The organism is Agrobacterium sp. CMT1 (assembly GCF_037203725.1).
GTDB lineage: Bacteria > Pseudomonadota > Alphaproteobacteria > Rhizobiales > Rhizobiaceae > Agrobacterium > Agrobacterium pusense.
In genome coordinates, this window is sequence record NZ_JBBCAR010000016.1 from 97,546 (window position 1) to 123,142 (window position 25,597).

General features: G+C 59.8%; 21 protein-coding genes. 15 read left to right on the forward strand and 6 right to left on the reverse strand.

Annotation, left to right across the window (positions count from 1 at the left end; translation table 11 throughout):
- The first annotated feature begins 288 nt into the window (after positions 1 to 288).
- Entirely contained in the window at positions 289 to 2,802 is a 2,514-nt protein-coding gene (locus WA845_RS18550) for a GcvT family protein (RefSeq protein ID WP_060942363.1), read from the forward strand.
- A gap of 161 nt (positions 2,803 to 2,963) precedes the next feature.
- The gene (locus WA845_RS18555) at positions 2,964 to 3,797 is read left to right on the forward strand and encodes a response regulator (RefSeq protein ID WP_112554453.1); all 834 of its coding nucleotides are present in this window, start codon (positions 2,964 to 2,966) and stop codon (positions 3,795 to 3,797) included.
- A 15-nt stretch (positions 3,798 to 3,812) separates the two neighbouring features.
- Here the strand turns inward: WA845_RS18555 and WA845_RS18560 are convergent, their stop codons facing one another.
- A complete protein-coding gene (locus WA845_RS18560; RefSeq protein WP_035210920.1) occupies positions 3,813 to 5,369 on the reverse strand; it encodes a phospholipase D family protein in 1,557 nt (518 codons plus the stop codon).
- A 153-nt stretch (positions 5,370 to 5,522) separates the two neighbouring features.
- Between WA845_RS18560 and WA845_RS18565 the strand changes: the two genes are divergently transcribed.
- Genes WA845_RS18565 through WA845_RS18575 form a run of 3 tightly spaced genes read left to right on the forward strand, consistent with a single transcriptional unit; the run spans position 5,523 to position 6,841 of the window.
- On the forward strand, positions 5,523 to 5,837 hold the full coding sequence (locus WA845_RS18565) for an ArsR/SmtB family transcription factor (protein ID WP_006697387.1): 315 nt from the start codon (positions 5,523 to 5,525) through the stop codon (positions 5,835 to 5,837).
- Positions 5,834 to 6,190 (forward strand): SRPBCC family protein, encoded by a 357-nt coding sequence (locus tag WA845_RS18570; protein ID WP_112554451.1) that lies wholly within the window; start codon positions 5,834 to 5,836, stop codon positions 6,188 to 6,190. Before WA845_RS18565 ends, WA845_RS18570 begins: the two co-directional genes overlap by 4 nt.
- A gap of 42 nt (positions 6,191 to 6,232) precedes the next feature.
- Entirely contained in the window at positions 6,233 to 6,841 is a 609-nt protein-coding gene (locus tag WA845_RS18575) for an ATP-dependent Clp protease proteolytic subunit (RefSeq protein ID WP_112554449.1), read from the forward strand.
- 87 nt (positions 6,842 to 6,928) lie between these two features.
- Here the strand turns inward: WA845_RS18575 and parE are convergent, their stop codons facing one another.
- A complete protein-coding gene (gene parE / locus WA845_RS18580; RefSeq protein ID WP_112554447.1) occupies positions 6,929 to 9,058 on the reverse strand; it encodes a DNA topoisomerase IV subunit B in 2,130 nt (709 codons plus the stop codon).
- A 224-nt stretch (positions 9,059 to 9,282) separates the two neighbouring features.
- On the opposite strand from parE, the gene WA845_RS18585 reads away from it, so the two are divergent.
- From WA845_RS18585 to WA845_RS18600, 4 genes are all read left to right on the forward strand, one after another.
- On the forward strand, positions 9,283 to 10,164 hold the full coding sequence (locus WA845_RS18585; RefSeq protein WP_112554443.1) for a dienelactone hydrolase family protein: 882 nt from the start codon (positions 9,283 to 9,285) through the stop codon (positions 10,162 to 10,164).
- A gap of 213 nt (positions 10,165 to 10,377) precedes the next feature.
- Positions 10,378 to 11,148 carry a triose-phosphate isomerase gene (tpiA, locus tag WA845_RS18590; protein WP_112554441.1) on the forward strand — a complete coding sequence of 257 codons (771 nt, stop codon included), beginning with the start codon at positions 10,378 to 10,380 and terminating at the stop codon, positions 11,146 to 11,148.
- Between the two features lie 115 nt (positions 11,149 to 11,263).
- The gene (gene secG / locus WA845_RS18595; protein WP_004442000.1) at positions 11,264 to 11,722 is read left to right on the forward strand and encodes a preprotein translocase subunit SecG; all 459 of its coding nucleotides are present in this window, start codon (positions 11,264 to 11,266) and stop codon (positions 11,720 to 11,722) included.
- Positions 11,723 to 11,881: 159 nt separating this feature from the next.
- Complete coding sequence (locus WA845_RS18600; RefSeq protein WP_006697393.1) at positions 11,882 to 13,510, forward strand: CTP synthase; 1,629 nt, start codon at positions 11,882 to 11,884, stop codon at positions 13,508 to 13,510.
- Between the two features lie 220 nt (positions 13,511 to 13,730).
- On the opposite strand, the gene WA845_RS18605 is transcribed toward WA845_RS18600, so the two are convergent.
- Together WA845_RS18605 and fumC are read right to left on the reverse strand one after the other, a co-directional pair.
- Entirely contained in the window at positions 13,731 to 14,663 is a 933-nt protein-coding gene (locus WA845_RS18605) for an alpha/beta hydrolase (RefSeq protein ID WP_112554656.1), read from the reverse strand.
- Between the two features lie 208 nt (positions 14,664 to 14,871).
- Positions 14,872 to 16,263, reverse strand: coding sequence for a class II fumarate hydratase (gene fumC, locus WA845_RS18610; protein ID WP_112554654.1), 1,392 nt, complete (start codon positions 16,261 to 16,263; stop codon positions 14,872 to 14,874).
- On the opposite strand from fumC, the gene WA845_RS18615 reads away from it, so the two are divergent.
- Positions 16,253 to 16,594, forward strand: a complete 342-nt coding sequence (locus WA845_RS18615) for a hypothetical protein (RefSeq protein ID WP_144115311.1) — start codon at positions 16,253 to 16,255, stop codon at positions 16,592 to 16,594. The two genes, fumC and WA845_RS18615, sit on opposite strands and share 11 nt — an antisense overlap.
- Positions 16,595 to 16,754: 160 nt before the next feature.
- A complete protein-coding gene (locus WA845_RS18620) occupies positions 16,755 to 18,623 on the forward strand; it encodes a L,D-transpeptidase family protein (protein WP_162719183.1) in 1,869 nt (622 codons plus the stop codon).
- A 306-nt stretch (positions 18,624 to 18,929) separates the two neighbouring features.
- Here the strand turns inward: WA845_RS18620 and WA845_RS18625 are convergent, their stop codons facing one another.
- Complete coding sequence (locus WA845_RS18625) at positions 18,930 to 19,631, reverse strand: HAD-IA family hydrolase (protein ID WP_112554439.1); 702 nt, start codon at positions 19,629 to 19,631, stop codon at positions 18,930 to 18,932.
- Positions 19,632 to 19,819: 188 nt separating this feature from the next.
- Between WA845_RS18625 and rpiA the strand changes: the two genes are divergently transcribed.
- The 3 genes from rpiA (at position 19,820) to gor (ending at position 22,628) form a co-directional block, all read left to right on the forward strand.
- On the forward strand, positions 19,820 to 20,515 hold the full coding sequence (rpiA, locus tag WA845_RS18630) for a ribose-5-phosphate isomerase RpiA (RefSeq protein WP_112554437.1): 696 nt from the start codon (positions 19,820 to 19,822) through the stop codon (positions 20,513 to 20,515).
- 16 nt (positions 20,516 to 20,531) lie between these two features.
- Positions 20,532 to 21,098, forward strand: coding sequence for a DUF2059 domain-containing protein (locus tag WA845_RS18635; protein WP_004441989.1), 567 nt, complete (start codon positions 20,532 to 20,534; stop codon positions 21,096 to 21,098).
- Positions 21,099 to 21,239: 141 nt separating this feature from the next.
- On the forward strand, positions 21,240 to 22,628 hold the full coding sequence (gor, locus tag WA845_RS18640) for a glutathione-disulfide reductase (protein WP_112554435.1): 1,389 nt from the start codon (positions 21,240 to 21,242) through the stop codon (positions 22,626 to 22,628).
- Here the strand turns inward: gor and WA845_RS18645 are convergent.
- Positions 22,625 to 23,530: a LysR family transcriptional regulator gene (locus WA845_RS18645; protein WP_112554433.1), complete on the reverse strand. Its 906-nt coding sequence runs from the start codon at positions 23,528 to 23,530 to the stop codon at positions 22,625 to 22,627. The two genes, gor and WA845_RS18645, sit on opposite strands and share 4 nt — an antisense overlap.
- A gap of 528 nt (positions 23,531 to 24,058) precedes the next feature.
- Here WA845_RS18645 and WA845_RS18650 point away from each other — a divergent pair.
- Positions 24,059 to 25,435, forward strand: coding sequence for a class II 3-deoxy-7-phosphoheptulonate synthase (locus WA845_RS18650; protein WP_004441981.1), 1,377 nt, complete (start codon positions 24,059 to 24,061; stop codon positions 25,433 to 25,435).
- Positions 25,436 to 25,597: the final 162 nt, after the last annotated feature.

Consider the following 25,597-nt stretch of genomic DNA (forward strand, 5'->3'; position numbering starts at 1 on the left):
CCTCGCCAGCGAGAAAGTCGCGGCAGCGGGTTGAGGGGGCGCGCTCTGCGGAGTCCGGCAACGTTGCCCCTCATCCGATCCTTCGGGCCAGCTTCTCTCCGGCGGGAGAAGAAAAGAGCGGCAAAGCTGTGCAACGTTCGTCCGGCACGCTCCGCAATTTCTTCCCTGTCGCAGCACCCTATGGCCATGTCGCAATCAGGCGGCTGAACGACCCGCAAGCGCTTCATATTCCTCCCATCCAAAGCTGGCGGAATAAGGCAAGGCCGGCGCTTTTCAGGGGTTCTGTAAATGAAGACACATGCACGGGCGGTGGTGATCGGTGGCGGCGTCGTCGGCGTCTCGACGCTTTATCATCTGGCCAAGAAGGGCTGGAGCGACAGCGTGCTCATCGAGCGCAAGGAGCTGACCTCCGGTTCCACCTGGCACGCGGCCGGGCTTCTGCCGCTGTTCAACATGAGCTACTCGGTTGGCCAGATCCACAAATATTCCGTGAAGTTCTACGAGGAACTGCAGGAAGAGACCGGCATGAATGTCGGTTTCTCCAAGGTCTCCAACATCCGTCTCGCCCGCACCAAGGATCGCTGGGACGAATATATGTATTATGCCGGCATTGCCGAGACCATCGGCGTGCGCGTCAACATGCTGACGCCGGAGCAGGTGAAGGAGATCTGGCCGCTCTGCGAGACGGACGGCCTGCTCGGCGCCATCCAGCATCCTGATGACGGTTATATTCAGCCCGCCGATCTGACGCAGGCGCTGGCCAAGGGCGCGCGTGACCGCGGCGCGACCATCTATCGCAACACGACAGTCACCGCCATCGAGCAGCTTGAAGACGGTCACTGGAAGGTGACGACAGACAAGGGCGAGATCATCGCCGAACACATCATCTCCTGCACGGGCTCCTTTGCCCGCAAGACCGGCGAGATGGTCGGCATCAACATTCCGGTCATTCCGGTCGAGCATCAATATATCGTCACCGAGCCGCATCCGGCCATTCAGGAACGCCGCCGCCAGGGCTTGCCGGAAATGGGCGTGCTGCGCGAATCCGACTCGGCCTGGTACATGCGTGAAGAGGCGGGCGGGCTGATCCTCGGTCCTTATGAAGTTGGCGCGCCGGTCTGTTATGTCGACGGTCCATCCGATGACAGCGAATATGAGCTGTTCCAGGAAGAACTCGACCGCCTGATGCCGCATATCGAAACCGCCATGGTGCGGGTTCCGGCCTTCGGCGAAGTGGGCATCAAGAAGGTCTACAATGGCGCGATCGCCTATACGCCTGATGGCAATCCGATTGTCGGTCCTGCGCCGGGCCTGAAGAATTTCTGGCTGAACGAAGGCCACTCCTTCGGCATCACCGCCGCAGGTGGTGCAGGCTGGCAGCTGGCCGAATGGATCGTCGATGGCGAGCCGACGCTCGACCTGATGGGTGTCGATCCGCGCCGCTTCGGCCCTTACGCAACGGAAGGTTACCTCATCGCCAAGAACGAGGAAGCCTATGCCAACGTCTTCACCATGCATTACCCGGATGAAGAGCGCTCTGCCGCCCGTCCGCTGAAGACGACGCCGGTTTATGACCGTCTGAAGAAGCTCGGCGGCGTGTTCGGCTCCGTGTATGGCTGGGAGCGCGCCAACTGGTATGCGCCCGAAGGTTACGCGCTGCGTGAGGAAGACCTCGGCGTTGGCGCCGATGTCATCACCAGTCATAACCATGCACCGGCTCTGGATGACGGCCGTATCGTTGAGAAGTGGTCGTTCCGCCGCTCGAACTACTTCGAGCATGTCGGCAACGAAGTGAAGAACGTGCATCAGAATGTCGGCGTGCTCGATATGTCGGCCTTCGCGAAGATGGAGGTTTCCGGCCCTGGCGCGCGTGCCTGGCTCGACAGCATTCTCGCCAATGCGGTGCCGAAGAAGCGCGGCCGCATCGCGCTCACCCATCTTCTGACGCCGAATGGCGGCGTGAAGGCGGAGTTCACGGTCTATGAATGGGCGCCGGGCCGCTTCTACATGGTTTCGGCCGGTGGTCTCGAAGCGCATGACCATGACGTGCTGTTCCGCCTGGCGCCGACCGATGGCTCGGTCGTGCTGCAGCCGATCACCCAGAAATACGGCGTGCTGGTTCTGGCCGGTCCGAAATCGCGTGATCTCCTGAAGAAGCTGACCCGCACCAGCCTTGAGAACAAGGACTTCCCCTGGCTCACCGGCAAGCAGATTTCCGTCGGCGTTGCGACGGCGCATGCGCTGCGCGTCAACTTCGTGGGTGAACTTGGCTGGGAGTTGCATCACCCGATCGAGATGCAGAACTACATCTTCGACCGGCTGATGGAAGCCGGTGCCGAATTCGGCATCAAGCCTTTCGGTATCCGCGCCATGGTTTCCATGTCGCTTGAAAAATCCTATCGCAATATGGGCCGCGAGCTTTCGGTGGAATACAATGCCTATGAATCGGGTCTCGACCGTTTCCTGCGCCCGGAGAAGAGCTTCATCGGCCGCGACGCACTGGTGGCCTACAAGGAGGCGGGCCTGAAGTCGGTCTTCTCGACGCTCACCGTGTCGGGCAATACGGATGTCGATGCGCGCGGTTCGGAAGCGATCTTCGATGAAAACGGCGCACTTGCAGGGCGCGCGACGAGCGGCGGTTTCGGCTGGCGTCTCGGCAAGTCGATCGCGCTCGCCATGCTCAAGCCGGAATATGCCGCAGTCGGCACCAAGCTGAAGATCCGCATTCTCGGCACGTCCTATGACGCTGAGGTGGTGGAAGAAAGCCCGTTCGACACCGACAACGCGCTTCTGCGCGCATAAGACCAAAATCCCCTCCCAAAGTCGGAATACGGCCCCTCGCGGGCCGTATTTCCGTTTAAGTAAGCATGTGCTCAACTGATGCTTCAGGAAAAGTGCTATTAATCATTCTGAAAAATGAGCCTGCTATCTTCCGCTGACATACGATGGGGGATCGGGGCAGAATGAATTTCCTGGGCATCACGGGCATGCAATATTCGGGCGTGCCTTTTACCAATAACCGCATTTTACTGGCGGAAGACAGCAACGTGTTTACCCAGATGGTGAGCAGGCGGCTCAACGAGATGCTGGGCGTTACCGTGGAAGTATGCCGCTCCTTCGAGGAATTGCAGGCCTGCTACGAACATTCTTCCGAGCCGGTGACGCTCGCCATTTCCAACATCAACCTGCCGGGCGCGGAAAAGGGCGAAGCGCTGGAATATCTGATCGATCTATCGATCCCGACCATCGTTTTCACCAGCACCTTCCACGAGGCGACGCGTGAAACGCTGATCGCCAAGGACGTGGTGGATTATATTCTGAAAGACAATATCTTCGCCGTGGATATGCTGACGGAATCCGTCTGTCGCTTCCTCACCAACCACCGCCATCATGTGCTGATCGTTGACGACAGCCCGACGGCGCGGGCGCTGCTTTCGAGCCGTCTCAAGCGTTATAATTTCCGCGTCAGCCTGGCAGACAGCGGTGCGAAGGCGCTCGATATTCTAAGGGCCAATCGCGATATCGGCCTCGTCGTCACCGACTATAACATGCCCGACATTGACGGTTTCGAGCTGACGCGGCGCATCCGCACCGTGCGCGGCTCCCATGAACTGCGCATCATCGGTGTTTCCTCCTCCACCAACCGGCTGCTGTCGGCGCGTTTCCTGAAGGCTGGCGGCAATGATTTCATGCTGCGGCCCTTCATTGATGAAGAGTTCTATTGCCGCGTCAACCAGAACCTCGATACGCTGGTGCAGATACAGCTGGCGAAGTCCGGGGTGCGGCCGGCTGCGTGAGCCGGACGCTCGTCTTCAAAGCTGAGATTCAAGCGGCAGGAAACGCATGATGCCGGCGATGAGGCGGCGGCCGATAGCGGCGTCTGGCTCGCGCCGGTAGGTCTTGGTACGGCCCTGTTCCTCCGTCGTCCAGACGATGCGGTTGCTGCTGTCGATCTCCAGTTCAAAGCTCATCGTGCGGCGGATTTCCTCGGCGAATATTTCGTCCATGCAAGCGACCAGCGGCGGCGATGTGAAGACCACGCCCATCTCCGTATTGAGGGAGGCCGAGCGCGGATCGAAATTCAGCGAGCCGATATAACCTGTCATGCCGTCACGCGTGAATGCCTTGGTGTGCAGGCTCGCCTGTCCGGAACCGCGCAGGGTGAAGTTCGGCTGGTCCACCTGCGAACGCAGCTCGTGCAGGCGCACGCCGCCCGAGAGAAGCGGCTTGCGATAACGGGCATATCCGGCGTGAACGGCGGCCACATCCGTCGCCGCCAGGGAATTAGTGAGGATGGCCAGCGATACGCCCCGTTCGGCAATATCAAGGAAAATCTCAACGCCCTGTTTGCCGGGAATGAAATAGGGGGATGTGACGTGCAGGCTGTCGCTTGCCGCCTGCAGCAGGGGCAGCAGGCTTTCCATCAGGAAGTTGTGGCCCTTCCGCCGTTTGCCTGCCGCTTTTTCCGGAGGATCGGCAAGCACATCCACGGAATCCACCCAGTGCATGCGGTCCGACATCAGGAAATGATCTCGGTCATACTGGCTTTCAACGCGCTCCAGATAAGGTTTGGCGGCTTCGCTTTTTGGCAGGGCGTCCAGCTCGCGCCGTAATCTTGCGAGTTTGCTCGGCCTGCGCGCCAGAAGCGAGCGAACGGGGACGGAAACGGCGCTGTTCCAGTAATCATCGAAGATTTCCGTTGCGTCGGCCACGACGTCACCGAAGCCGAGAATATCGAAATCGTGGAAATTCGCCCGTTCGGCCGCATCGAAATAGGCGTCGCCGATATTTCGACCGCCAACGATCACCGCGCGGCCATCGGCAATCCAGGCCTTGTTATGCATGCGGCGATTGACACTGCGAAAGCGCAGCAAAAGTTCCATGCCGCGATGGAGCATGTTCTCCCGCGCCCGGGTGGGGTTGAACAGGCGAAGTTCGATGTTGGGATGGCTGTCGATGGCGTGGAAAATTCGGTCTGACATGGAGACGCCGAGATCATCGAGCAGCAGCCGTACCCGCACGCCGCGATCGGCCGCCGCGATGACCTCGCGCATCATCAGCCGTCCCGTCAGGTCCGCATTCCACATGTAATACATGAGATCGAGGCTACGCCCGGCCGCGCGCGCCGCCGCGACGCGCACCGCAAATGCATCGAGATTGGAATGTAGCAGGCACAGCGCATTCTTTTCGCTCCAGCCATTTTTTATGGTCTGCCAGTGCCGATCCAGCACGGTTTCGTCCTCAGTGACGGGCAGGGCGGCGGAGGGGCGTTTGGGAATGGATTTTTCCCGCTGTTTACCGATGACGACAAACAGGCTCGGCCCGACGAGCAGCAGAAGAATGATGATGAAGACCGTAAATGCAGTCACTTGTTTTGATCGCTCCCGGCCTGGAGAGTATCAGGCGGGATGGAAACGCGCGAGGGAATAAAGCGTTCATTTCGGTTCGGCGGCAGTATGAAAAACCGGTACAGGCGCGACAACGGGCTTGCCAAATACATAAGTGCGTGCTTATGTGTCTTTATGACAGAGAACGATATATTCCGGGCACTGGCCGATCCCACGCGCCGTGCCATTTTCGAAAAGCTGGCGGATGGTGCCATGAATGCCTCTGCCCTGCGCGAAGGGATCGAGATCAGTCAGCCGGCCATGTCGCAGCATCTTTCGGTTCTTCGCGGCGCCGGGCTAGTGGTTGAAAGACGGCAGGGCCGTTTCGTCAATTACGAGGTCGATCCGGAGGGGCTGACACGCATTGCTGCGTGGCTCGGCAAATATCGCGCCTACTGGCCACAGCGCATTGAGGCTCTCAAACTCCTGCTGAAGGATATGGACCAATGAACAGGGATGCAGCGGAAGCGCCGAAAAACGGCATTGAACTTGAATATGATCTTGACGAGCCGCCGCAAAAAGTCTGGCGCGCCATCAGCATTGCAGCGTTCCGTGAAAACTGGCTGCCGAACGAGGCTCTGGCGGAACCTGACGCGATCGACATCAAACCTGGCGAGGAAGTGCGCTACCGGCTGCGTGAAGACATTCCACCATTTCTGGAAAGCACCGTAACCTTCAGGATCGCGGCCAATGCCGAGGGCGGCACCAGCCTTCGCATCATTCATGAACTGCCCACAAATACCGGCCGGACGATGAAGGCCGCCGCAAACCACAACGGCCTGCCGATCAAGCTCGCCGCCTGATCCCACTCGTTTCCCGACATTTTCAAACACAGGAGTTCGCCGATGCGCGAAGTGATGCAACTCGTCCCTATAGTTGTCGAACAATCATCAAGGGGAGAAAGATCTTTCGACATTTATTCGCGCCTGCTGCGGGAAAGGATCATCTTTCTCAATGGCGAGGTCAACGATGCAGTTTCAGCGCTCGTCTGCGCGCAATTGCTGTTTCTCGAAGCGGAAAACCCGAAGAAGCCGATCTATCTTTATATCAATTCTCCGGGTGGCGTCGTGACGAGCGGTCTGGCGATGTATGATACGATGCATTACATCCGCGCCCCGGTTCACACACTCTGTATGGGCACGGCCCGTTCCATGGGATCGTTCCTGCTAATGGCGGGCGAACCGGGCGAGCGCACAGCACTTCCCAATGCCAGCATCCACATTCATCAACCGCTGGGCGGTTTCCAGGGACAGGCATCGGACATGCTGATCCACGCCGAGGAGATGCAGCAGACCAAGCACCGCATGACGCGGCTTTACGCCGAACATTGCAAACAGAGTTATGAGAAATTCGAAGCGGCCATGGATAGGGATTTTTTCATGACGGCGGAGCAAGCGTTGGAATGGGGTCTGATCGACCGCGTTCTGGGCGTTCGTGAGGATATCGCGGCGTAGTGCCGGCTACTATCCGCAAGATGTTGTTTCCATATCAACACAAAAGGCAGCGCCAATGCGCTGCCTTTCAAAGGTCTATCCGGATGATCAAATATCCAGATTATCTGCAAAAGCCGCCCGCTCCTGAATGAAGCGGAAACGGGCATCGGCCTTGGTGCCCATCAGATTGTCGACAGCCTCGCGCGTGCCCTCGAAGTCCACGTCATCGATCTCGACGCGCAGCAGGGTGCGCTTTTCGGGGTCCATGGTGGTTTCCTTGAGCTGGGCGGCCATCATTTCACCGAGGCCTTTAAAGCGGCCCACTTCGACCTTTTTGCCCTTGAAGACGGTTTCCATCAGCTCGGCGCGGTGGGCGTCGTCGCGGGCATAGGCGGATTTCGCGCCCTGACGGATGACGTAGAGCGGCGGCACTGCCAGATAGAGGTGGTTGCCGCGAATGAGTTCCGGCATTTCCTGATAGAAGAAGGTGATGAGCAGCGAGGCGATATGGGCGCCGTCGACGTCGGCATCGGTCATGATGATGATGCGCTCATAACGCAAATCTTCTTCGCGGTACTTGGTGCGGGTGCCACAGCCGAGCGCCTGGATGAGATCGGCGATCTGCTGGTTGGCGGAAAGCTTTTCGCGGCTGGCACTGCCGACATTGAGGATTTTACCACGCAGCGGCAGAATGGCCTGATTGGCGCGGTTGCGCGCCTGTTTGGCCGAGCCACCAGCCGAGTCACCCTCGACAATGAAAAGTTCGGCGCCTTCGGCCGTGTTCTGGGAGCAATCCGCCAGCTTGCCGGGCAGGCGCAGCTTGCGCACGGCGGTCTTGCGGTTGACTTCCTTTTCCTTGCGGCGGCGCATGCGCTCTTCCGAGCGCTCGATGACCCAGTCGAGCAGCTTTGCCGCCTCAGCCGGGTTGCCGGTCAGATAATGGTCAAATGGATCGCGCAGCGCGTTTTCGACGATGCGCTGGGCTTCGACGGTGGCGAGCTTGTCCTTGGTCTGGCCGACGAATTCCGGCTCGCGGATGAAGACGGAGAGCATGCCGGCCGCCGAAATCATCACGTCATCGGTGGTGATGTCCTTGGCGCGCTTGTTCTGCGTCAGGTCGGCATAGTTCTTCAGACCCTTGGTGAGCGCGATGCGCAGGCCCGCTTCGTGTGTGCCACCTTCGGGGGTTGGGATGGTGTTGCAATAGGAATGTATCTGCGTGTCGCCGCCATACCAGGTGACTGCCCATTCCAGCGCGCCGTGGCCGCCGGTCTTTTCGGTGCGGCCCGAGAAAATCTCGCGCGTGACGGTGAATTCCTTGCCGAGCGTGGCGGCCAGATAATCCTTCAGGCCGCCCGGGAAATGGAACACCGCCTTTTCGGGGATTTCTCCATCGGCCGGCACCATGCCGGGATCGCAGCTCCAGCGGATTTCGACGCCGCCGAAGAGATAGGCTTTGGAGCGGGCCATGCGGAAGATGCGGGCCGGTTCGAATTTCGCGTGATCGCCGAAGATTTGCGGATCGGGATGGAAACGCACGCGGGTACCGCGGCGATTATGCACGTCGCCAAGCTCTTCCAGCGGACCGATCGGCAGGCCACGCGAAAAACGCTGGCGGTAAAGCTTGCGGTTTCGCGCCACTTCCACTTCGAGAAGATCGGAGAGCGCATTGACCACGGAGACGCCGACGCCGTGCAGGCCGCCAGAGGTCTCGTAGGCCTTGCCGTCGAACTTGCCGCCGGCATGCAGCTTGGTCATGATGACTTCGAGCGTCGATTTGCCCGGAACCTGCGGGTGGTTCTCCACGGGAATGCCACGGCCGTTATCGGTGACCGTCAGGAAGCCTTCGGCATCGAGATGAACCTCGATGAAATTGGCGTGACCGGCGACGGCCTCGTCCATGGAGTTGTCGATGACTTCGGCGAAGAGGTGGTGCAGCGCCTTCTCGTCCGTGCCGCCAATATACATGCCCGGACGCATGCGCACCGGCTCGAGGCCCTCAAGCACGCGGATCGATGATGCGCCGTAGTCGTCACCGGCTGCAGACGCGGGCGGCGGAGGGGCAGACGAAGCGACGGGGGCAGCGGCTGCAACGGCTGCGGGTTTCTGCTGCACGTTCACATTGGCAGCAGAGGTCGCCGGGGCCTTCGCGGGCTTCGCCGCGTCCTCGTTCGTGTCCGTGTCGCTGTTTCGTGCCGCCGGAAGACCGGAGAAGAGATCGTTGCTGTCGTCCATCATGTCCAAAGTTCAAAAGCGTGTGTCAGAATTTCGCCATGCGAATCATTTTGCCATCAGCGTCAATATACCGCCAAATGTGGTTCCCGTCCGATTGAACCGGGTCCGCCTGGGCAAGCGCGGCGCATCCTATGTCACGATTGTGTCAGGGTTTCGCAACAGGAGGATTGCGCTGCCGGCCTTGCGATGGCAAGTCTCGCAGCCACGAATGAACGGTTAGCCAAGGCATGTCCACAGCTCATTTCACGTTTTGTACTCTTTTCAGCCTGACTGTGGCGGCAATGCCGGTTACGGCCTTTGCGTCTGACGGGCCGCTGCGGCCTTTCAAGGACGAGTTGTTTTCCGCGCAGACGGTGCTTTCCACGGGCGATGGCGGCGCATCCGAAGTCATCGACTACAAGGAGATGCGCGACATCAACGGCCGCGACGAGGTGCCGGAGCGGCGGGTGAAGCGGCAATATGTGGATATGGCGCCGAAGAAGGTGCAGGCGCTGGAGACCGTGACGTTCGCGGGCAGGGCGCTTGACGTCGGCCGCGTCGGCCCGGCCAGCGGGCAGGCGTTCACCATCATCTTCATCCATGGACGCGGCGGTGACCGGCGGCTTGGCATGAACGACTATACGTTCGGCGGTAATTTCAACCGGCTGAAGAATCTGGCCGTCGCCAATGGCGGCACCTATTACGTGCCGAGTGTTCGTTCCTTCGATGAGAACGGCGTTGCCGACATTGCGGCGCTGATTGCGGATGCGGCCAAAAAATCCGACGGCAAGCCTGTCATATTGACCTGCGCCTCAATGGGCAGTTTCATCTGCTATGGCATTAGCCGCGACAAGGCAGCCGTTGCCAATCTCAAGGGAATGGCGATCCTGGGTGGCGCGGTCGATCCCGACTTTCCCAAAAGCGCTTTCGCGAAGGCGAAGAAGCCGGTCTGGTTTACCCACGGCAGCGCCGACAAGGTTTATTCGGCCGATCAGCAGGCGACGATCTTCCGCACGTTGTTGAAGGCTGGGGAGCCCGCGCGGTTCACGCGCTATGAGACTGGCAGCCACGGCACGCCGGTGCGGATGACCGACTGGCGGGCGGTTCTGAACTGGATTTTGAGCCGATAAGGGATCGCGGCGGGCTCGGTCACGACAAATTTTGCCAGATTTGCCGCTCGTTTTAACCCTTGGGCCGCTTTTTTGTACCAATTGCTCCCCGCTGCGGTTAAAGGAATATCCGGGAAATTGCGGCAGAGCTTCTGTCGTGATCAAGGGCCGTCAGCGGCTGAGGGATGGGGCGCCGCCAGGGCTGCGCCCCGAGACAAAGGAAATGGGATACGCATGACGCCGAATGTTCGACCGCTTGTTGCCGGAAACTGGAAGATGAACGGCACGCGTGCCTCGCTCGACCAGATCAAGGCCATGGCAGAGGGTGTCAAGGGTGCGCTGTCCGAGAAGGTGGATGCGCTGATCTGCCCGCCTTCAACGCTGCTTTATGTCGCGACCGCGCTCTGTGACGACAGCCCGCTGATGATCGGCGCGCAGGATTGCCACCAGAACGCCTCCGGTGCCCATACTGGCGATATTTCCGCCGAGATGATTGCCGACTGCTTCGGCACCCACGTCATCGTTGGTCACTCCGAGCGCCGCACCGACCATGCCGAGACCGACCATCTGGTACGCGCCAAGGCATCTGCCGCCCATGCGGCCGATCTCATCGCCATTGTCTGCATTGGCGAAACGGCCGATGAGCGCAAAGCGGGCCAGACGCTCGATATTTTGAAACGCCAGCTTGCCGGCTCGCTGCCGGATGAGGCAACGGCGGAAAATACCGTTATCGCTTATGAACCCGTATGGGCGATTGGCACCGGTCTTACCCCGACGACGCAAGATGTGCGCGAGGCCCATGCCTTCATGCGCGACGAGCTCGTCAAGCGCTTCGGCGATGCCGGCAAGACCATGCGCATCCTTTATGGCGGATCGGTAAAGCCGGCCAATGCGCTGGAGTTGATGGGCGTTGAAAACGTCGATGGCGCGCTGATTGGTGGCGCGAGCTTGAAAGCGTCGGACTTCCTGTCCATCTATGCGGCATATGAGCGACTGACGGCCTGAATGAGGCTTTCCTGAAAGAGTATCGGGAAAGGGGCTTGGAATAAGCCTTCGCCTCATGTAAAGAGCCGCAAAACCTTCTTTATGGTGCTCCGCGCGGGGCATGGAATGGATTGTCATGCAGACCGTTTTGATTGTTATTCACCTCATGATCGTGCTGGCGCTTGTCGGCGTGGTCCTGATCCAGCGTTCCGAAGGCGGCGGCCTCGGTATCGGCGGCGGTTCGGGCTTCATGTCCGCGCGCGGAACGGCCAATGCCCTGACGCGCACCACCGCGATCCTTGCGGCGCTGTTCTTCGCAACGTCGCTCGGCCTTGGTCTTCTGACCCGTTACGAATCGCGTCCGACCGATATCCTGAACCGTATTCCGGCCACGCAGGGCCAGGGTAACGGCATTCTCGACACGCTCGGCCCGTCGACGACGCCTTCGACGCCGGCTCCGGCTGAAAATGGTGTTCCGACCAATAACGGCGCTGCTGCTCCCGCACAGACCACACCGGCTCCGGCTGCTTCCGGCACGGCCGCTCCGGCCCCGGCGCAGCCCGCCGATCCGAACGCAGTTCCGACCGGTCAATAAGCCCGGTTCTGATTTAACGCTCCGGCAGGCCAAAAGCCTGCCGGTTTTCTTTTGTTCGCATTCCGGCCAGTTGAATTGTGAATTCGTCAACAGCGAATTTGCAACAGCATGAAATTTGGGCTGGCGGAATCAGAGGTAAAAAGGTATCCGGTGAATCCCATGGCGCGATATGTATTCATCACAGGCGGCGTGGTCTCCTCTCTCGGTAAGGGCATCGCAGCTGCTGCACTCGGAGCTTTGCTGCAATCCCGTGGTTATCGGGTGCGGCTTCGCAAACTCGACCCCTATCTGAACGTCGATCCCGGCACCATGAGCCCGACACAGCACGGCGAAGTGTTCGTGACTGACGACGGTGCCGAGACGGACCTCGACCTTGGCCACTATGAGCGCTTTACCGGGCGTTCGGCCACCAAGACCGACAACATCACCACCGGTCGCATTTACAAGAACATCATCGACAAGGAACGGCGCGGCGATTATCTCGGCGCAACGGTTCAGGTCATTCCGCATGTCACCAACGAGATCAAGGATTTCGTGATCGAAGGCAATGACGATTACGACTTCGTCATCTGCGAGATCGGCGGCACGGTGGGTGACATCGAGGCGATGCCGTTCATGGAAGCGATCCGTCAGCTCGGCAACGACCTGCCGCGCGGCACGGCGATCTATCTTCACCTGACGCTGATGCCCTATATTCCGGCAGCGGGCGAGCTGAAGACCAAGCCGACCCAGCACTCCGTCAAGGAACTGCAGGCTCTCGGCATTCACCCCGACATCCTTTTGGTGCGCGCCGACCGGGAAATCCCGGAAGCCGAACGACGCAAGCTTTCGCTGTTCTGCAACGTGCGTCCCTCCGCCGTCATCCAGGCGCTGGATGTGGCGAATATCTATGACGTTCCGATTGCCTACCACAAGGAAGGCCTCGATTCGGAAGTGCTGGCCGCTTTCGGCATCGAGCCGGCGCCTAAGCCGCGTCTGGAGCAGTGGGAAGAGGTCTGCAACCGTATCCGCACGCCGGAAGGCGAAGTGACGATTGCGATCGTCGGCAAATATACCGGCCTCAAGGACGCGTATAAGTCGCTGATCGAGGCGCTGCATCACGGCGGCTTTGCCAACCGCGTCAAGGTCAAGCTCGAGTGGATCGAGTCTGAAGTCTTCGAAAAGGAAGATCCAACGCCATACCTTGAAAAGGTCAACGGCATTCTGGTGCCGGGCGGCTTTGGCGAGCGCGGTTCGGAAGGCAAGATCATGGCGGCGCAGTTTGCGCGTGAGCGCAACGTGCCCTATTTCGGCATCTGCTTCGGCATGCAAATGGCGGTCGTGGAAGCGGCCCGTCATCTGGCCGGCATCGAAAATGCCTCTTCGACCGAATTCGGTCCGACGTCGGAGCCGGTTGTCGGCCTCATGACCGAGTGGGTGAAGGGCAACGAGCTGGAGAAGCGCTCCTCCAAGGGTGATCTCGGCGGCACGATGCGCCTCGGCGCCTACAAGGCGGCGCTGAAGAAGGATACCAAGATCGCCGAGATTTATGGCTCCACGGATATTTCCGAGCGCCACCGTCACCGCTACGAGGTGAACGTGGACTACAAGGACCGGCTGGAAGAATGCGGCCTCGTCTTCTCCGGCATGTCTCCGGACGGTGTGCTGCCGGAAACGGTGGAATATCCTGATCATCCGTGGTTCATCGGTGTTCAGTACCATCCGGAATTGAAGAGCCGCCCGCTCGACCCGCATCCGCTTTTCGCCAGCTTCATCGAAGCGGCGGTGGAACAGAGCCGGCTGGTTTGACGGTTTGAAGGATTGTGAAGAGGGCCGCGAAAGCGGCCCTTTTTTGTTTGCGGTATGCGCACTTTCGGTTGAGCATTCGCCGATGCGTATTGCTCTGTCATCCTCGGGCTTGACCCGAGGATCCATCGTTCGGCGGTTACGGATCCTCGGGTCAAGCCCGAGGATGACGGAAGAAGGGCGACCGTCCGAAGATGCACGTTGCTATCGTTCGCTAACGGCCTCACGCGAGAAAATTATGCTTCCGCAACCACACCTCGTACCAGTTTGGCCACTCTTCCGATGGGGTGCCGGCCTTGCCCATGCCAAAGCCGTGACCGCCCGACGCGATCGGATGAAATTCGACATCCACGCCAGCCCTTTCACAGGCGTCTCGCATGAGCCGGCTGTTGGCTGGATTGGAGATCCGGTCGTCATCCGCCTGTGCCAGGAAAATTGGCGGGCAATCCTTGCGCACATGGCTTTCCACCGACCATTCGCGTGTGGCCTTATCTGTCGGGTGTCTGCCGACAAGCGATCTGCGGGTCGAGGTATCGTCATAGGGAGCGGCAAGCGTGATGACTGGGTAGATCAGCGCTGCGATATCCGGGCGGGCTGATTGCCCGTCAATGTCGTCGATACGATCATAAGACGTAAAAGCCGAGCGGGCGGCGGCAAGCCCCATGAGGTGGCCGCCCGCTGAAAAACCGAGCGCGCCGACCCTGTGCGGATCGATCTGCCAGTCCGAGGCGTGTGCACGCACCAGACGAAACGCGCGTTGCACATCCTGAAGCGGTGCGAGCGGCCCGGCAGCCCAACCTTCAATCGGCAGGCGGTAGCTGAGGACAAAGGTATGAATGCCTCTGGCCGCGAGCCAGCGGGCGGCGGGATTGGATTCCTTGCCCTCCTCGATGCGTTTATATCCACCGCCTCCAGCGATGATCATTGCGGACCCATTAGGCCTTTCGGGGGCAAATATCTCAAGGCCTGGTATGGTGATGTTGGTGACGGCGCCTTTTTTGCTGATATCCGTAGGGCCGTCTGGACCGCCACCACCGGGCGGGCTGCCGGGCCAAAGAGCAAGACGGCGCGGATTGTCTTTAGCAAGCAGATTTGGGATTTTCACTGATGTGGCGAGGAATGCCCCGGCAAAAAGAAGGCTGCGGCGGCAGATCATGATGTCTTCCTCCATCAGGCACTTGGATCCGGTATTCTCCCGGTAGAGCAGTTTATGAGGCCTATATAAAACCAACAGGACAATATGGTTGCAACAAGATATTCCGGTTCGGGTCAGCGATGTCGCTGTCTCTCTGCGGCGTGTCAATCAAGCAAACAAAAACGGGCCCGAAGGCCCGTTTTAACTCCAGTGACAAATCCCGACCGGCTTACTTCGGCCCGATCATGTTCTCCGGACGCACATACTGGTCGAATTCTTCGTTGGTGAGGTATCCGCCACCAACGGCTTCCTCGCGCAGGGTCGTGCCGTTCTTGTGGGCGGTCTTGGCGATCTTGGCGCAGATGTCGTAGCCGAGCTTGCCGTTCAGTGCCGTCACCAGCATGAGCGAGTTTTCGACGCCCTTCTTGATGTTGTCTTCGCGGGCCTCGATGCCGACGACGCAATTGTCGGTGAAGGAGACGGCCGCGTCGCCCAGAAGCTGGACGGACTGCAGGAAGTTATAGGCCATCATCGGGTTATAGACGTTGAGCTCGAAGTGGCCCTGCGAACCGGCGAAGGAGAGCGCTGCATTGTTGCCGAAGATGTGGGCGCAAACCTGCGTCAGTGCTTCCGACTGGGTGGGGTTCACCTTACCCGGCATGATGGACGAGCCGGGCTCGTTTTCCGGCAGCGAGAGTTCGCCGAGACCGGCGCGGGGGCCGGAGCCGAGGAAGCGGATGTCGTTGGCGATCTTGAAGAGTGCCGCTGCTGCCGCGTTGATCGCGCCATGCGAGAAGACCATGGAATCATGCGAGGCGAGCGCTTCGAACTTGTTAGGCGCGGTGACGAAGGAAAGGCCGGTGATCTTCGAAATTTCCTCGGCCACCTTTTCGGCAAAACCGATGGGGGCATTGAGGCCCGTGCCGACGGCCGTGCCGCCCTGGGCGAGCTTGGAAAGCGCAGGCAGGGTGGTTTCGATGTTGGCGATGGCGGAGGCGACCTGCGCGGCGTAACCGGAGAATTCCTGGCCGAGCGTCAGCGGCGTTGCATCCTGCGTGTGGGTGCGGCCGATCTTGATGATCTTTTCGAACTGCTTGACCTTGGCTTCCAGCGCCTTGTGCAGGTGCTTCAGGCTCGGCAGCAGGTGGTGAACGATCTGCTCGACGCAGGCGATGTGCATCGCCGTCGGATAGGTATCGTTCGAAGACTGGCTCATATTGACGTGGTCGTTGGGATGAACCGGCTTCTTGCTGCCCATTTCGCCGCCGAGCATCTCGATTGCGCGGTTGGAAATCACCTCATTGGCGTTCATGTTGGATTGGGTGCCGGAGCCGGTCTGCCAGACGACGAGCGGGAAATGCTCAGTCAGCTTGCCGTCGATGACTTCCTGTGCGGCGGCGATGATGGCTTCACCGATCTTCGGGTCGAGGCCGGCAAGCGCCATGTTGGCACGGGCAGCGGCCTGCTTGACGATGCCGAGCGCGCGAACGACAGAGGCGGGCTGCTTCTCCCAGCCGATCTTGAAGTTGCCGAGCGAGCGCTGCGCCTGCGCGCCCCAGTAGCGATCGGCCTGAACTTCAATAGGGCCAAATGTATCGGTTTCCGTCCGTGTGGCTGTCATCAATCTTGCCTTTTTACTCGTGTTCCTCCGCCAAAACGGCGCCTTCGCCCGCCTTGCGCGGCCGATATATAGAATCATCGCGGCGGCAAAGAAAGCCGCTGCAATGCGGCGCGGGAAGATATTTCCCGTCGTTCCGCGGCGATTTGCCTGCAGCGAATGCAGCAAGGCGAAAAACCCGGCCGCGTGGCATTTTTACTACGTCATGAAAAGGCAGGGAAACCGGGCTTGTACCGGGGCGGGCGCTCAAAGCAAAGTGAATGAAATAAATAGAAATTTAACCATTCTCGCCAATTCTGGAAATTACGTTTTTACGGCTTTGGCTGTATTATGAAGTTCATTTCGGCACGATTTTGGGCTTTGGGCGTTTTCTTTTCAACAGGCCGTTGATCGGCTAGACAGGCATGAAACTAATGCCCGCCGTTTTCCCGGTGGTGCTGGGTGCTACGAGGATCAAATTGCAAGTCACATCTGGAAAATCATCGGCAGCACTGATGCTGGCTCTCGGTCTTTCCCTTTCCACCGCTCTTCCCGGCAGCGCCGGTGCGGTGACGCTGATGGATCTTCTGCGCGGCGGGCCCGGCAAGATCGCGCGGGATCGCGGCGAGTTGCCGCCGGCCGGCATCGTCACCTCGCCATCCGGCTCCGGATCGGGCGCCGGTCAGAGTGCAGATGCCTCCGATCCCGAGCCGCTGCCCCGCGTTTCCGGCCCGCGTTATTATGATTACAAGGCGGATGCAGCCCGGGCGGTGAACACCGCGAATTTCGGGGAAGGCCTTGCCAATCTCAAGTTCAGCGCCACGCCCGAGATCGCCAAGGCGCTTGAGGCTTATTACGGCGCTGGCGGAAAGACGTTGTGGGTATCCGGTGGCGAACTGACCGAGCGCGCCAACGCCGCCATCGCTTTCCTGGAGACGGTTGGCGAAAGCGGTCTCGATCCCGCCGATTACAGCATTTCCGCACCGGCCAAGGATGTGACCGCGAGTATCAGCAGCAATGTTGCCGGCACCACATCGAACGGCACACCCGTCGAGACGGCTTCGGCGCCTGTTTCCGATGCCTATCAGCGGGCGCAGATGCAGTTCGAGCTGGCGCTGTCCGCCAAGGTTCTCGCCTATGTGCAGGATACGACCCGTGGCCGCGTCGATCCGAACCGGCTGTCCGGTTACCATGATTTCAAGCGCAAGACGGTGAACCTCGCTCCCGTGCTGAAGCTTTCTGGCCTTAGCCCAGATGTGGCCGCTTATCTGCGCAGCCGCGAGCCCTCCAGCGCCGAGTATCAGGCGCTGAAGGCAGAGCTTGCCCGCCTGCGTGGCGAGGGCGATGCCGCCCATGTCGTTCGTGTTCCCGCCGATCTGGTGCTGAAGCCCGGCAACAGCAGCGCTGACATGGCGAGTGTCGTCAAGGCTATCGAACATCGGGCTTCTCCCGCCTTCAAGGCGGAACATGCCGCAACGATCTCCGCTTACCAGCAGACGCCGGATTACACGCCCGATCTCGTCGAGCTGGTGAAGGCGTTCCAGAGCGAAAATGGCCTGAAGGCGGATGGCGTCATCGGTCGTGCGACCGTGCGCGCCATGGTCGGCGAAAGCAACGACGCGAAGATCGCCAAGGTGCAGGTGGCCATGGAGCAGATCCGCTGGCTGCCGGCCGATCTCGGCCAGCGTTATGTCTTCATCAACCAGCCCGCCTTCATGGCTTATTACCACAATGATGGCGTCGAACAGTTCGGCATGAAGGTCGTGGTCGGCTCCAAGGCCAACCAGACCTATTTCTTCCAGGACGAGATTCAGACCGTCGAGTTCAATCCCTATTGGGGCGTACCGCAGTCGATCATCATCAACGAGATGCTGCCGAAGCTGCGCCGTGACCCATCATACCTCGATCGCCTGGGTTACGAGGTGCAGGTGAATGGCCGTGCGGTATCGTCTTCCAGCGTCAACTGGTATGGCTCGACCAACGCCGTTTCCGTGCGCCAGCCGCCGAGCAGCGACAATGCGCTGGGCGACCTGAAAATCCTCTTCCCCAACGCACATGCCATCTACATGCATGACACGCCGGCCAAAAGCTTCTTCAACCGCGACATGCGGGCGCTGAGCCACGGCTGTATCCGCCTGGTCGACCCGCGCCGCATGGCGGCTGCCGTTCTCGGCACCAGCGTTGACAAGGTTGGCGAGCAGATTGTGTCAGGCAAGAACCGCGCCGTGCAGGTGCCGGAAAAGATTCCGGTTTATGTGGCCTATTTCACCGCCTGGCCGGATAAGGACGGCAAGGTCCAGTTCTTCGATGATGTCTATGATCGCGACAGCTACGTGCAGAAGGCCTTTGCGGTGACGACGAAGGCAAGGGCCAGCTCGATCTGATTGGGGCCTATTCAAAAGAAAAGCGCCGGAGACGGCGCTTTTCTTTGTTTTATGGATCGGTTTTGGAATAGTTCGGCTGCAGACCCTGTCAGGGATGTTGGGCGTAAACGGGCACACCGTACTCCGTCACCCCGGACCTGATCCGGGGTCCAGCCCGTCAAGTCCTTGATTGCAAAGGCTCCTTTCACGGCGCAGACGCGCCGTGGCTGGATGCCGGATCAAGTCCGGCATGACGGACGGCAGGGAAGTCGTTTAGCTCTCATTGATGTCGAAAGTGCCGTTTCCTTGCGTTTGTCGCTCAGTCTCTCAAGCCGCGGCCGCACCCCTTGCAATCAGCTTCTCGAACAATGTCGGTGTCAGCGCATCAAAATTATCGATTACTACATCCGGCTTCAGCTCGGCCATCGGTACATCCGTGTAACCGAAAGTGACGCCGATGGAGGGCACGTTGGCGTTTTTCGCGGCGAGGATATCGTTGATGCTGTCGCCGACCATGATCGTGCGCGCCGGGTCACCACCGGCCTTTTCGATGGTCCCCAAGATATGGCGCGCGTCAGGCTTGCGGAATTCGAACGTGTCGCCACAGGTGATGGCCGCGAAATACGGCGTAAGGCCGAGTTTTTCGAGCAGCGGCACAGCGAGGACTGCGGTCTTGTTGGTGCAGACGGCAAGCGTTATGCCGGATTGCGAAAGCGCATCCAGCGTTTTGACGATGCCGGGGTAGGGGCGGCTCTCGCCGGGCATTTCAGCGCGGTAATGGGTGATGAAGCGTTCGTAGAGCGGATCGATTTCGGCTTCCGGCAGTTCCGTTTCGCGCAGTGCAAAGGCGCGCTTGATCATGACCCGTGCGCCCTGGCCGACGAGATGCGTCAGGTCGTCATAGGTGACGGGCGCAAGCCCGGCGGCGGCAATGGTATGGTTGAGGCTCGAGACGAGATCAGCGGCGGTATCGACCAGCGTACCGTCGAGATCGAAAATGGCGAGCGGGGCGAGTGGGCGGGATGTCACGGAAACGGCCTCTTGTAGAATGCGGGGCTGAGCTATTCATGCTTTCATTCGCGCCAAGCCTAGGCAAAGCCTCCTGTCTTTGCAACCGCATCACAACGTTCTGTTCGTTGCCTTGAAAAAGGCTTTCGTTTGGCTTTCGACCCGTGTAAACAGCACGGCGACGACAAAGCTACCGGAGTTTCAGGCACATGGATGCCCGCCAGATGAAGATCAAGGCCGCCGAGGCCGCATTGTCCCATGTACAGGATGGGATGCGGCTCGGTATCGGCACGGGTTCGACGGCTGAGGAATTCGTCCGGCTTCTGGCCGAGAAGGTCGCCGCCGGCCTCAAGGTCGAGGGCGTGCCGACATCCGAGCGCACCGCGCGTCTGTGCGTCGAGCTTGGCGTTCCGCTGAAATCTCTCGATGAATTGCCGGAACTGGATCTGACCATTGACGGTGCGGATGAGGTTGACCACGCGTTGCGGCTCGTCAAGGGCGGCGGCGGTGCACTGCTGCGCGAGAAGATCGTCGCGGCGGCATCCGCACGCGTGATCGTCATCGCCGACCAGAGCAAGGTTGTGGAGACGCTGGGCGCCTTTCCTCTGCCCATCGAGATCAATCCGTTTGGCCAGGTTGCGACCCGCATCGCCATCGAAAAGCTGGCATCGCGGTCCGGCCTGTCGGGTGAGTTGAAGCTTCGCTCTTCCGGTGACGGCGTCTTCATGACGGATGGCGGACACCTTATTCTCGACGCATCTTTTGGCCGTATTCCTGATGCAGAAGCGCTAGCACGCGAGCTGAACACGATTCCCGGTGTCGTCGAGCACGGACTTTTCATAAATTTGGCATCGCTTGCCATCATCGCTGGCCCTGAAGGCGCCCGCGTGATGCAGGCAATATAACAGGAGCGAGATTTTCATGATCAAACTAGCGGGACTGGGCAAAGCTGCCGCTGCTTCGATCCTCATTTCCGGCATCGTGTTCGGTACTGCCGCACGAGCCCAGGAAATTTCCGAAGCGCATGTTGCTGCCGCGCGGCAGGCGATCGCCTCTCTTGGCGTTACCGACCGTTTCGACGACATTCTGCCGGGACTGGCCGAGCGTCTGAAGGCCGAACTTATTCAGGCTTCCCCGAATGTTCAGGATGCGATCACCGCGACGGTTGACGCCAAGGCGCTTGAGCTTGCACCGCGCCGCGCCGATCTCGAGCGTGAGGCCGCACTGACCTATGCACGTGCTTTTTCGGTCGAGGAACTGAACGCCATCTCCACCTTCTACAGCAGCGAAGCTGGCAAGAAGCTGTTGAAGGACGGCCCGATTGCGACCCGCGAACTGATGAAGGCTGCCGATATCTGGGCCGCCGGTATCAACCGCGATCTCAACGCTGCCAGCATGACCGAACTGCAGAAGGTCGCCGGCGCTGATCTGAAGCCGCTTCCGGCGGATCACAATGCCACTGGTGGCGCTCCGGCTGCCAAGCCATAAGGCGCTTTTCCAGGTTCAGAAATATTCAAAGCCCGGCCGCAAGACCGGGCTTTTCATTTGTGCGCCGCAGCACCTATATGTGGCGTGAATGCACCGCTGCCCGTTTGCGGCTGATGGCGGTTTTGATCAGGGGTTTTGACTATGACAGCTTATGACTACGATCTCTTCGTCATCGGTGGCGGTTCCGGCGGCGTGCGCAGCGGCCGTGTGGCTGCCTCGCTCGGCAAGCGCGTGGCGATCGCCGAGGAATACCGCTATGGCGGCACTTGCGTCATCCGCGGCTGCGTGCCGAAGAAGCTGTTCGTCTACGCCTCGCAGTTCCCCGAGCATTTCGAGGATTCTGAAGGTTTCGGCTGGAGCGTCGGCGAGCGCAGCTTCGACTGGAAAAAGCTGATCGCGGCGAAGGACAAGGAAATCACCCGTCTCGAAGGGCTCTACCGTAAGGGTCTGGAAAACGCCAAGGCCGATATTTTCGACAGCCGGGCGGAACTCGTGGATGCCCATACCGTCAAGCTGACGAAAACCGGCGAAACCTTCACCGCCGAGCGTATCGTCATCGCTGTCGGCGGCACGCCGAACGAACACAAGGCGCTGCCCGGCCACGAGTTGACGATTTCGTCCAACGAGGCTTTCGATCTCGAGGAGCTGCCGAAATCGATCCTGATTGCCGGCGGCGGTTACATCGCGGTGGAATTCGCCAATATCTTCCACGGGCTCGGCGTTGAAACGACATTGATCTATCGCGGCAAGGAAATCCTGTCGCGCTTCGATCAGGATATGCGCAAGGGCCTGCATGAGGCGATGGAGGCCAAGGGCATCCGCATCATTCTGGAAGACATCATCGAGGAAGTCAGCAAGGACGGCGCCGGCGGTTTCGTGGCCCGCACCAAGCAGGGCGCTTCGCTGCATGTGGGCCTGGTGATGCTGGCGCTTGGCCGCGATCCGAATACCAAGGGGCTCGGTCTCGAGAATGCCGGTGTGGAGGTGGACGCCCGCGGCGCGATCGTCGTTGACGATTATTCGCGCACGAACGTGGCCAGCATCTTCGCACTTGGCGACGTCACCGACCGGGTACAACTGACGCCGGTGGCGATCCACGAGGCGATGTGCTTCATCGAGACGGAATACAAGAACAACCCGACCAAGCCGGATCACGAGCTGATTGCGACGGCGGTATTCTCGCAGCCGGAAATCGGCACTGTCGGCCTTTCGGAAGAGGAAGCCGGCAAGAAATATCCGGAACTGGAAGTCTATCGCGCCCAGTTCCGTCCGATGAAGGCGACGCTATCTGGCCGTCAGGAGAAAACGATCATGAAGCTGATCGTCAATGCCGCTGACCGCAAGGTCGTCGGCGTGCATATCCTCGGCCATGAGGCCGGCGAGATGGCGCAGCTTCTCGGCATCACGCTGAAAGCCGGCTGCACGAAGGATGACTTCGACCGCACCATGGCCGTTCACCCAACGGCGGCAGAGGAACTGGTGACGATGTATTCGCCGAGCTATCGCGTCGTAAACGGTGAGCGGGTCTAGCTCATCTTCCGCTCCGGCTTCCAGCTCGTCTCTGCCTGATAATGGCGGCTGCCATCGAATAACGCCTCGTTGCCCTTCAGGAGAGCGACGAGGCGATCTATGGCGAGTCGCATTTCCGGGGCGTGCCGGTCGTCGTCGTTGACGATGATCCAGAGCGGATGGGACAGTTCCTCGATGATCTCGCCGTCGCGGACGAGGCCGGGGACGTTATCACCAATAAAGCAGGGCAGGACGCCTTTTCCGGCCCCGCTCTGGATGAGGCTCGGCAAAAGGGCAGGGGCATTCGTCCAGGTGTGGATCAGCGGTTCCCGATGCCGGAACACCCATTTTTCGGCGTCGGATTTCGCGACCTCGGTGCCGATCGAAATCCATTGCTCAACATTTTTGCCTGAGCCGTCGCGCGCGCGATAGGCGCAATAGGCAACGTCGACCGATTTCCGGACGGCGAAATTCCCGGTGGCTGGCCTGACGTGCCTGATCGCGATCATGCCGCGCCTGTAGGTCAACTCGTCGTCATTCTCATATTGCTTGCAGCACAGGCGGAAAGCGTCTGATGGGCCGCGAATGGCCGCCGCATTGGTGGCTATGAATCCGGCAATCCAGATGTCACTCGACAGAGAAACGATCGGTAGCGAAAAAGCGTCGCTGTGCCATTGAGTGATTTCCGCCGCGCTGTTGCGCATGGACCTTACCTTCTCGAACAGGACCTGGCCGTCCGGTGCGAGCCGGTATCCGTTCTGACTCCGAATAAAGAGCGTTCGCCCCATTTTGCGTTCAAGAAGCATCATCTTTCGGCCAATCGTCGGCGCACTGAGCCCGGCTTTACCCGCCGCGCCGGCGAGGCCGCCCTCTGTGGCGACAATGTCGAAAAGCCTCAACTCGTCCCAGTCCACTTCTGTCACGGCATCCTCTCCACATCATGGCAGCATCTTAGCCGCATCAGGGCCTGTCTTCTCCGTTCAGATATGAAACGGGTCTTTCAGTCCTGCCTCTATGCTTGCTGCAGGGCGCAACCTAACTCGTCTCCAACAAAGGAGACAGACATGTTACCCGAAACCATGTTCCTTATGGAGAAGATTAGACACATGGAAATCCGCCACGGAAGAGGCGGGTGTGTTTCCGAATGGGAGAACTGGCCTTGCTCGCCACTGGACCGGCTTGTGGTGTTTCTCTTGCATCTGCCCCATTCCCTGCACCGATATCTCTGCATCAAGCCCGGAAGTCGGTGACTTCGGAGGGATGGGCAACCATCCACGGAAACTATTTAAATCGTTTGAAATCATTTTTCTCCTTCATGGCGGATCAAAACGGTCCGAAAGAGGGCGGGCGGCGCGCGGATGTCTATGCAAAGCCTGTGCTTGGAGCTATAAGCCGCTCAAATTTCCGAGGCGGTCGCGCGGCGGTTGCGCGGTCGAAAGAAGGGTAAGAACATGGCACAGAATTGGACCCCCGGCAGCTGGCGGCAGAAACCGATCCAGCAGGTTCCCGAATATCCTGATGCGGCAGCGCTTGCGGCAACGGAAGCCACGCTTGCAACCTATCCGCCGCTGGTATTTGCCGGTGAGGCCCGCCGCCTCAAGAAGCAGCTTGCCAATGTGGCGGAAGGCAACGCCTTCCTGCTGCAGGGCGGCGATTGCGCCGAAAGCTTCCTCGAGCACGGCGCGGACAATATCCGTGACTTCTTCCGTGCCTTCCTGCAGATGGCCGTGGTGCTGACCTATGGCGCACAGCTGCCCGTGGTGAAAGTGGGACGTATTGCCGGCCAGTTCGCCAAGCCGCGCTCTTCCAACGTGGAAGTGCAGGATGGCGTGACGCTGCCGTCCTACCGCGGTGACATCATCAACGGCATCGAATTCAACGAAGCCTCGCGCATTCCGAGCCCGGAGCGCCAGCTCGACGCCTATCGCCAGTCGGCGGCGACGCTGAACCTGCTGCGCGCTTTCGCAATGGGCGGTTATGCCAACCTCGAAAACGTTCACCAGTGGATGCTCGGCTTCATCAAGGACAGCCCGCAGGCCGACCGTTACCGCAAGCTGGCCGACCGAATCTCCGAAACCATGGACTTCATGAAGGCGATCGGCATCAGCGCGGACAGCAATCCGAGCCTGCGCGAGACCGACTTCTTCACCAGCCATGAGGCGCTGCTGCTTGGTTACGAAGAAGCCTTGACCCGTATCGATTCCACCTCTGGTGACTGGTACGCCACGTCGGGCCACATGATCTGGATCGGTGATCGCACGCGTCAGCTCGACCATGCGCATGTGGAATATTTCCGCGGCATCAAGAACCCGATCGGCCTGAAATGTGGTCCGTCGCTGACGCCCGACAATCTGATCGAGCTGATCGACGCGCTGAACCCGGCAAACGAGGCCGGCCGTCTGACGCTGATTTGCCGTTTCGGCCATGACAAGGTGGCGGACAGCCTGCCGAAGCTCATCCGTGCTGTCGAGAAGGAAGGCCGCAAGGTCGTCTGGTCCTGCGATCCGATGCATGGCAACACGATCACGCTCAACCACTACAAGACGCGCCCGTTCGAGCGTATCCTGTCGGAGGTCGAAAGCTTCTTCCAGATCCACCGCGCCGAAGGCACGCATCCGGGCGGCATCCATATAGAGATGACCGGCAAGGACGTGACGGAGTGCACGGGTGGCGCGCGCGCCGTGACGGCGGATTCGTTGTCCGACCGTTACCACACCCATTGCGACCCGCGCCTCAATGCCGATCAGGCACTGGAACTGGCGTTCCTGCTGTCAGAGCGCATGAAAAGCGGGCGCGACGAGAAGCGCCTGGCAATCGCCAGCGCTTGATGGAAGAGCTGAAAGTCTCTCTGCGCTTGCGCGAGGTCTGATCGTGCCGGACTGAAGATCTGGTCCGGCTTCGGGAGTGTGAGGCTCCCGCTCGCGGACGCTTCAGCCTCTGGTAATGATAAAGCCGCCGGATTTCCGGCGGCTATTTTTATCTGTGGCTAT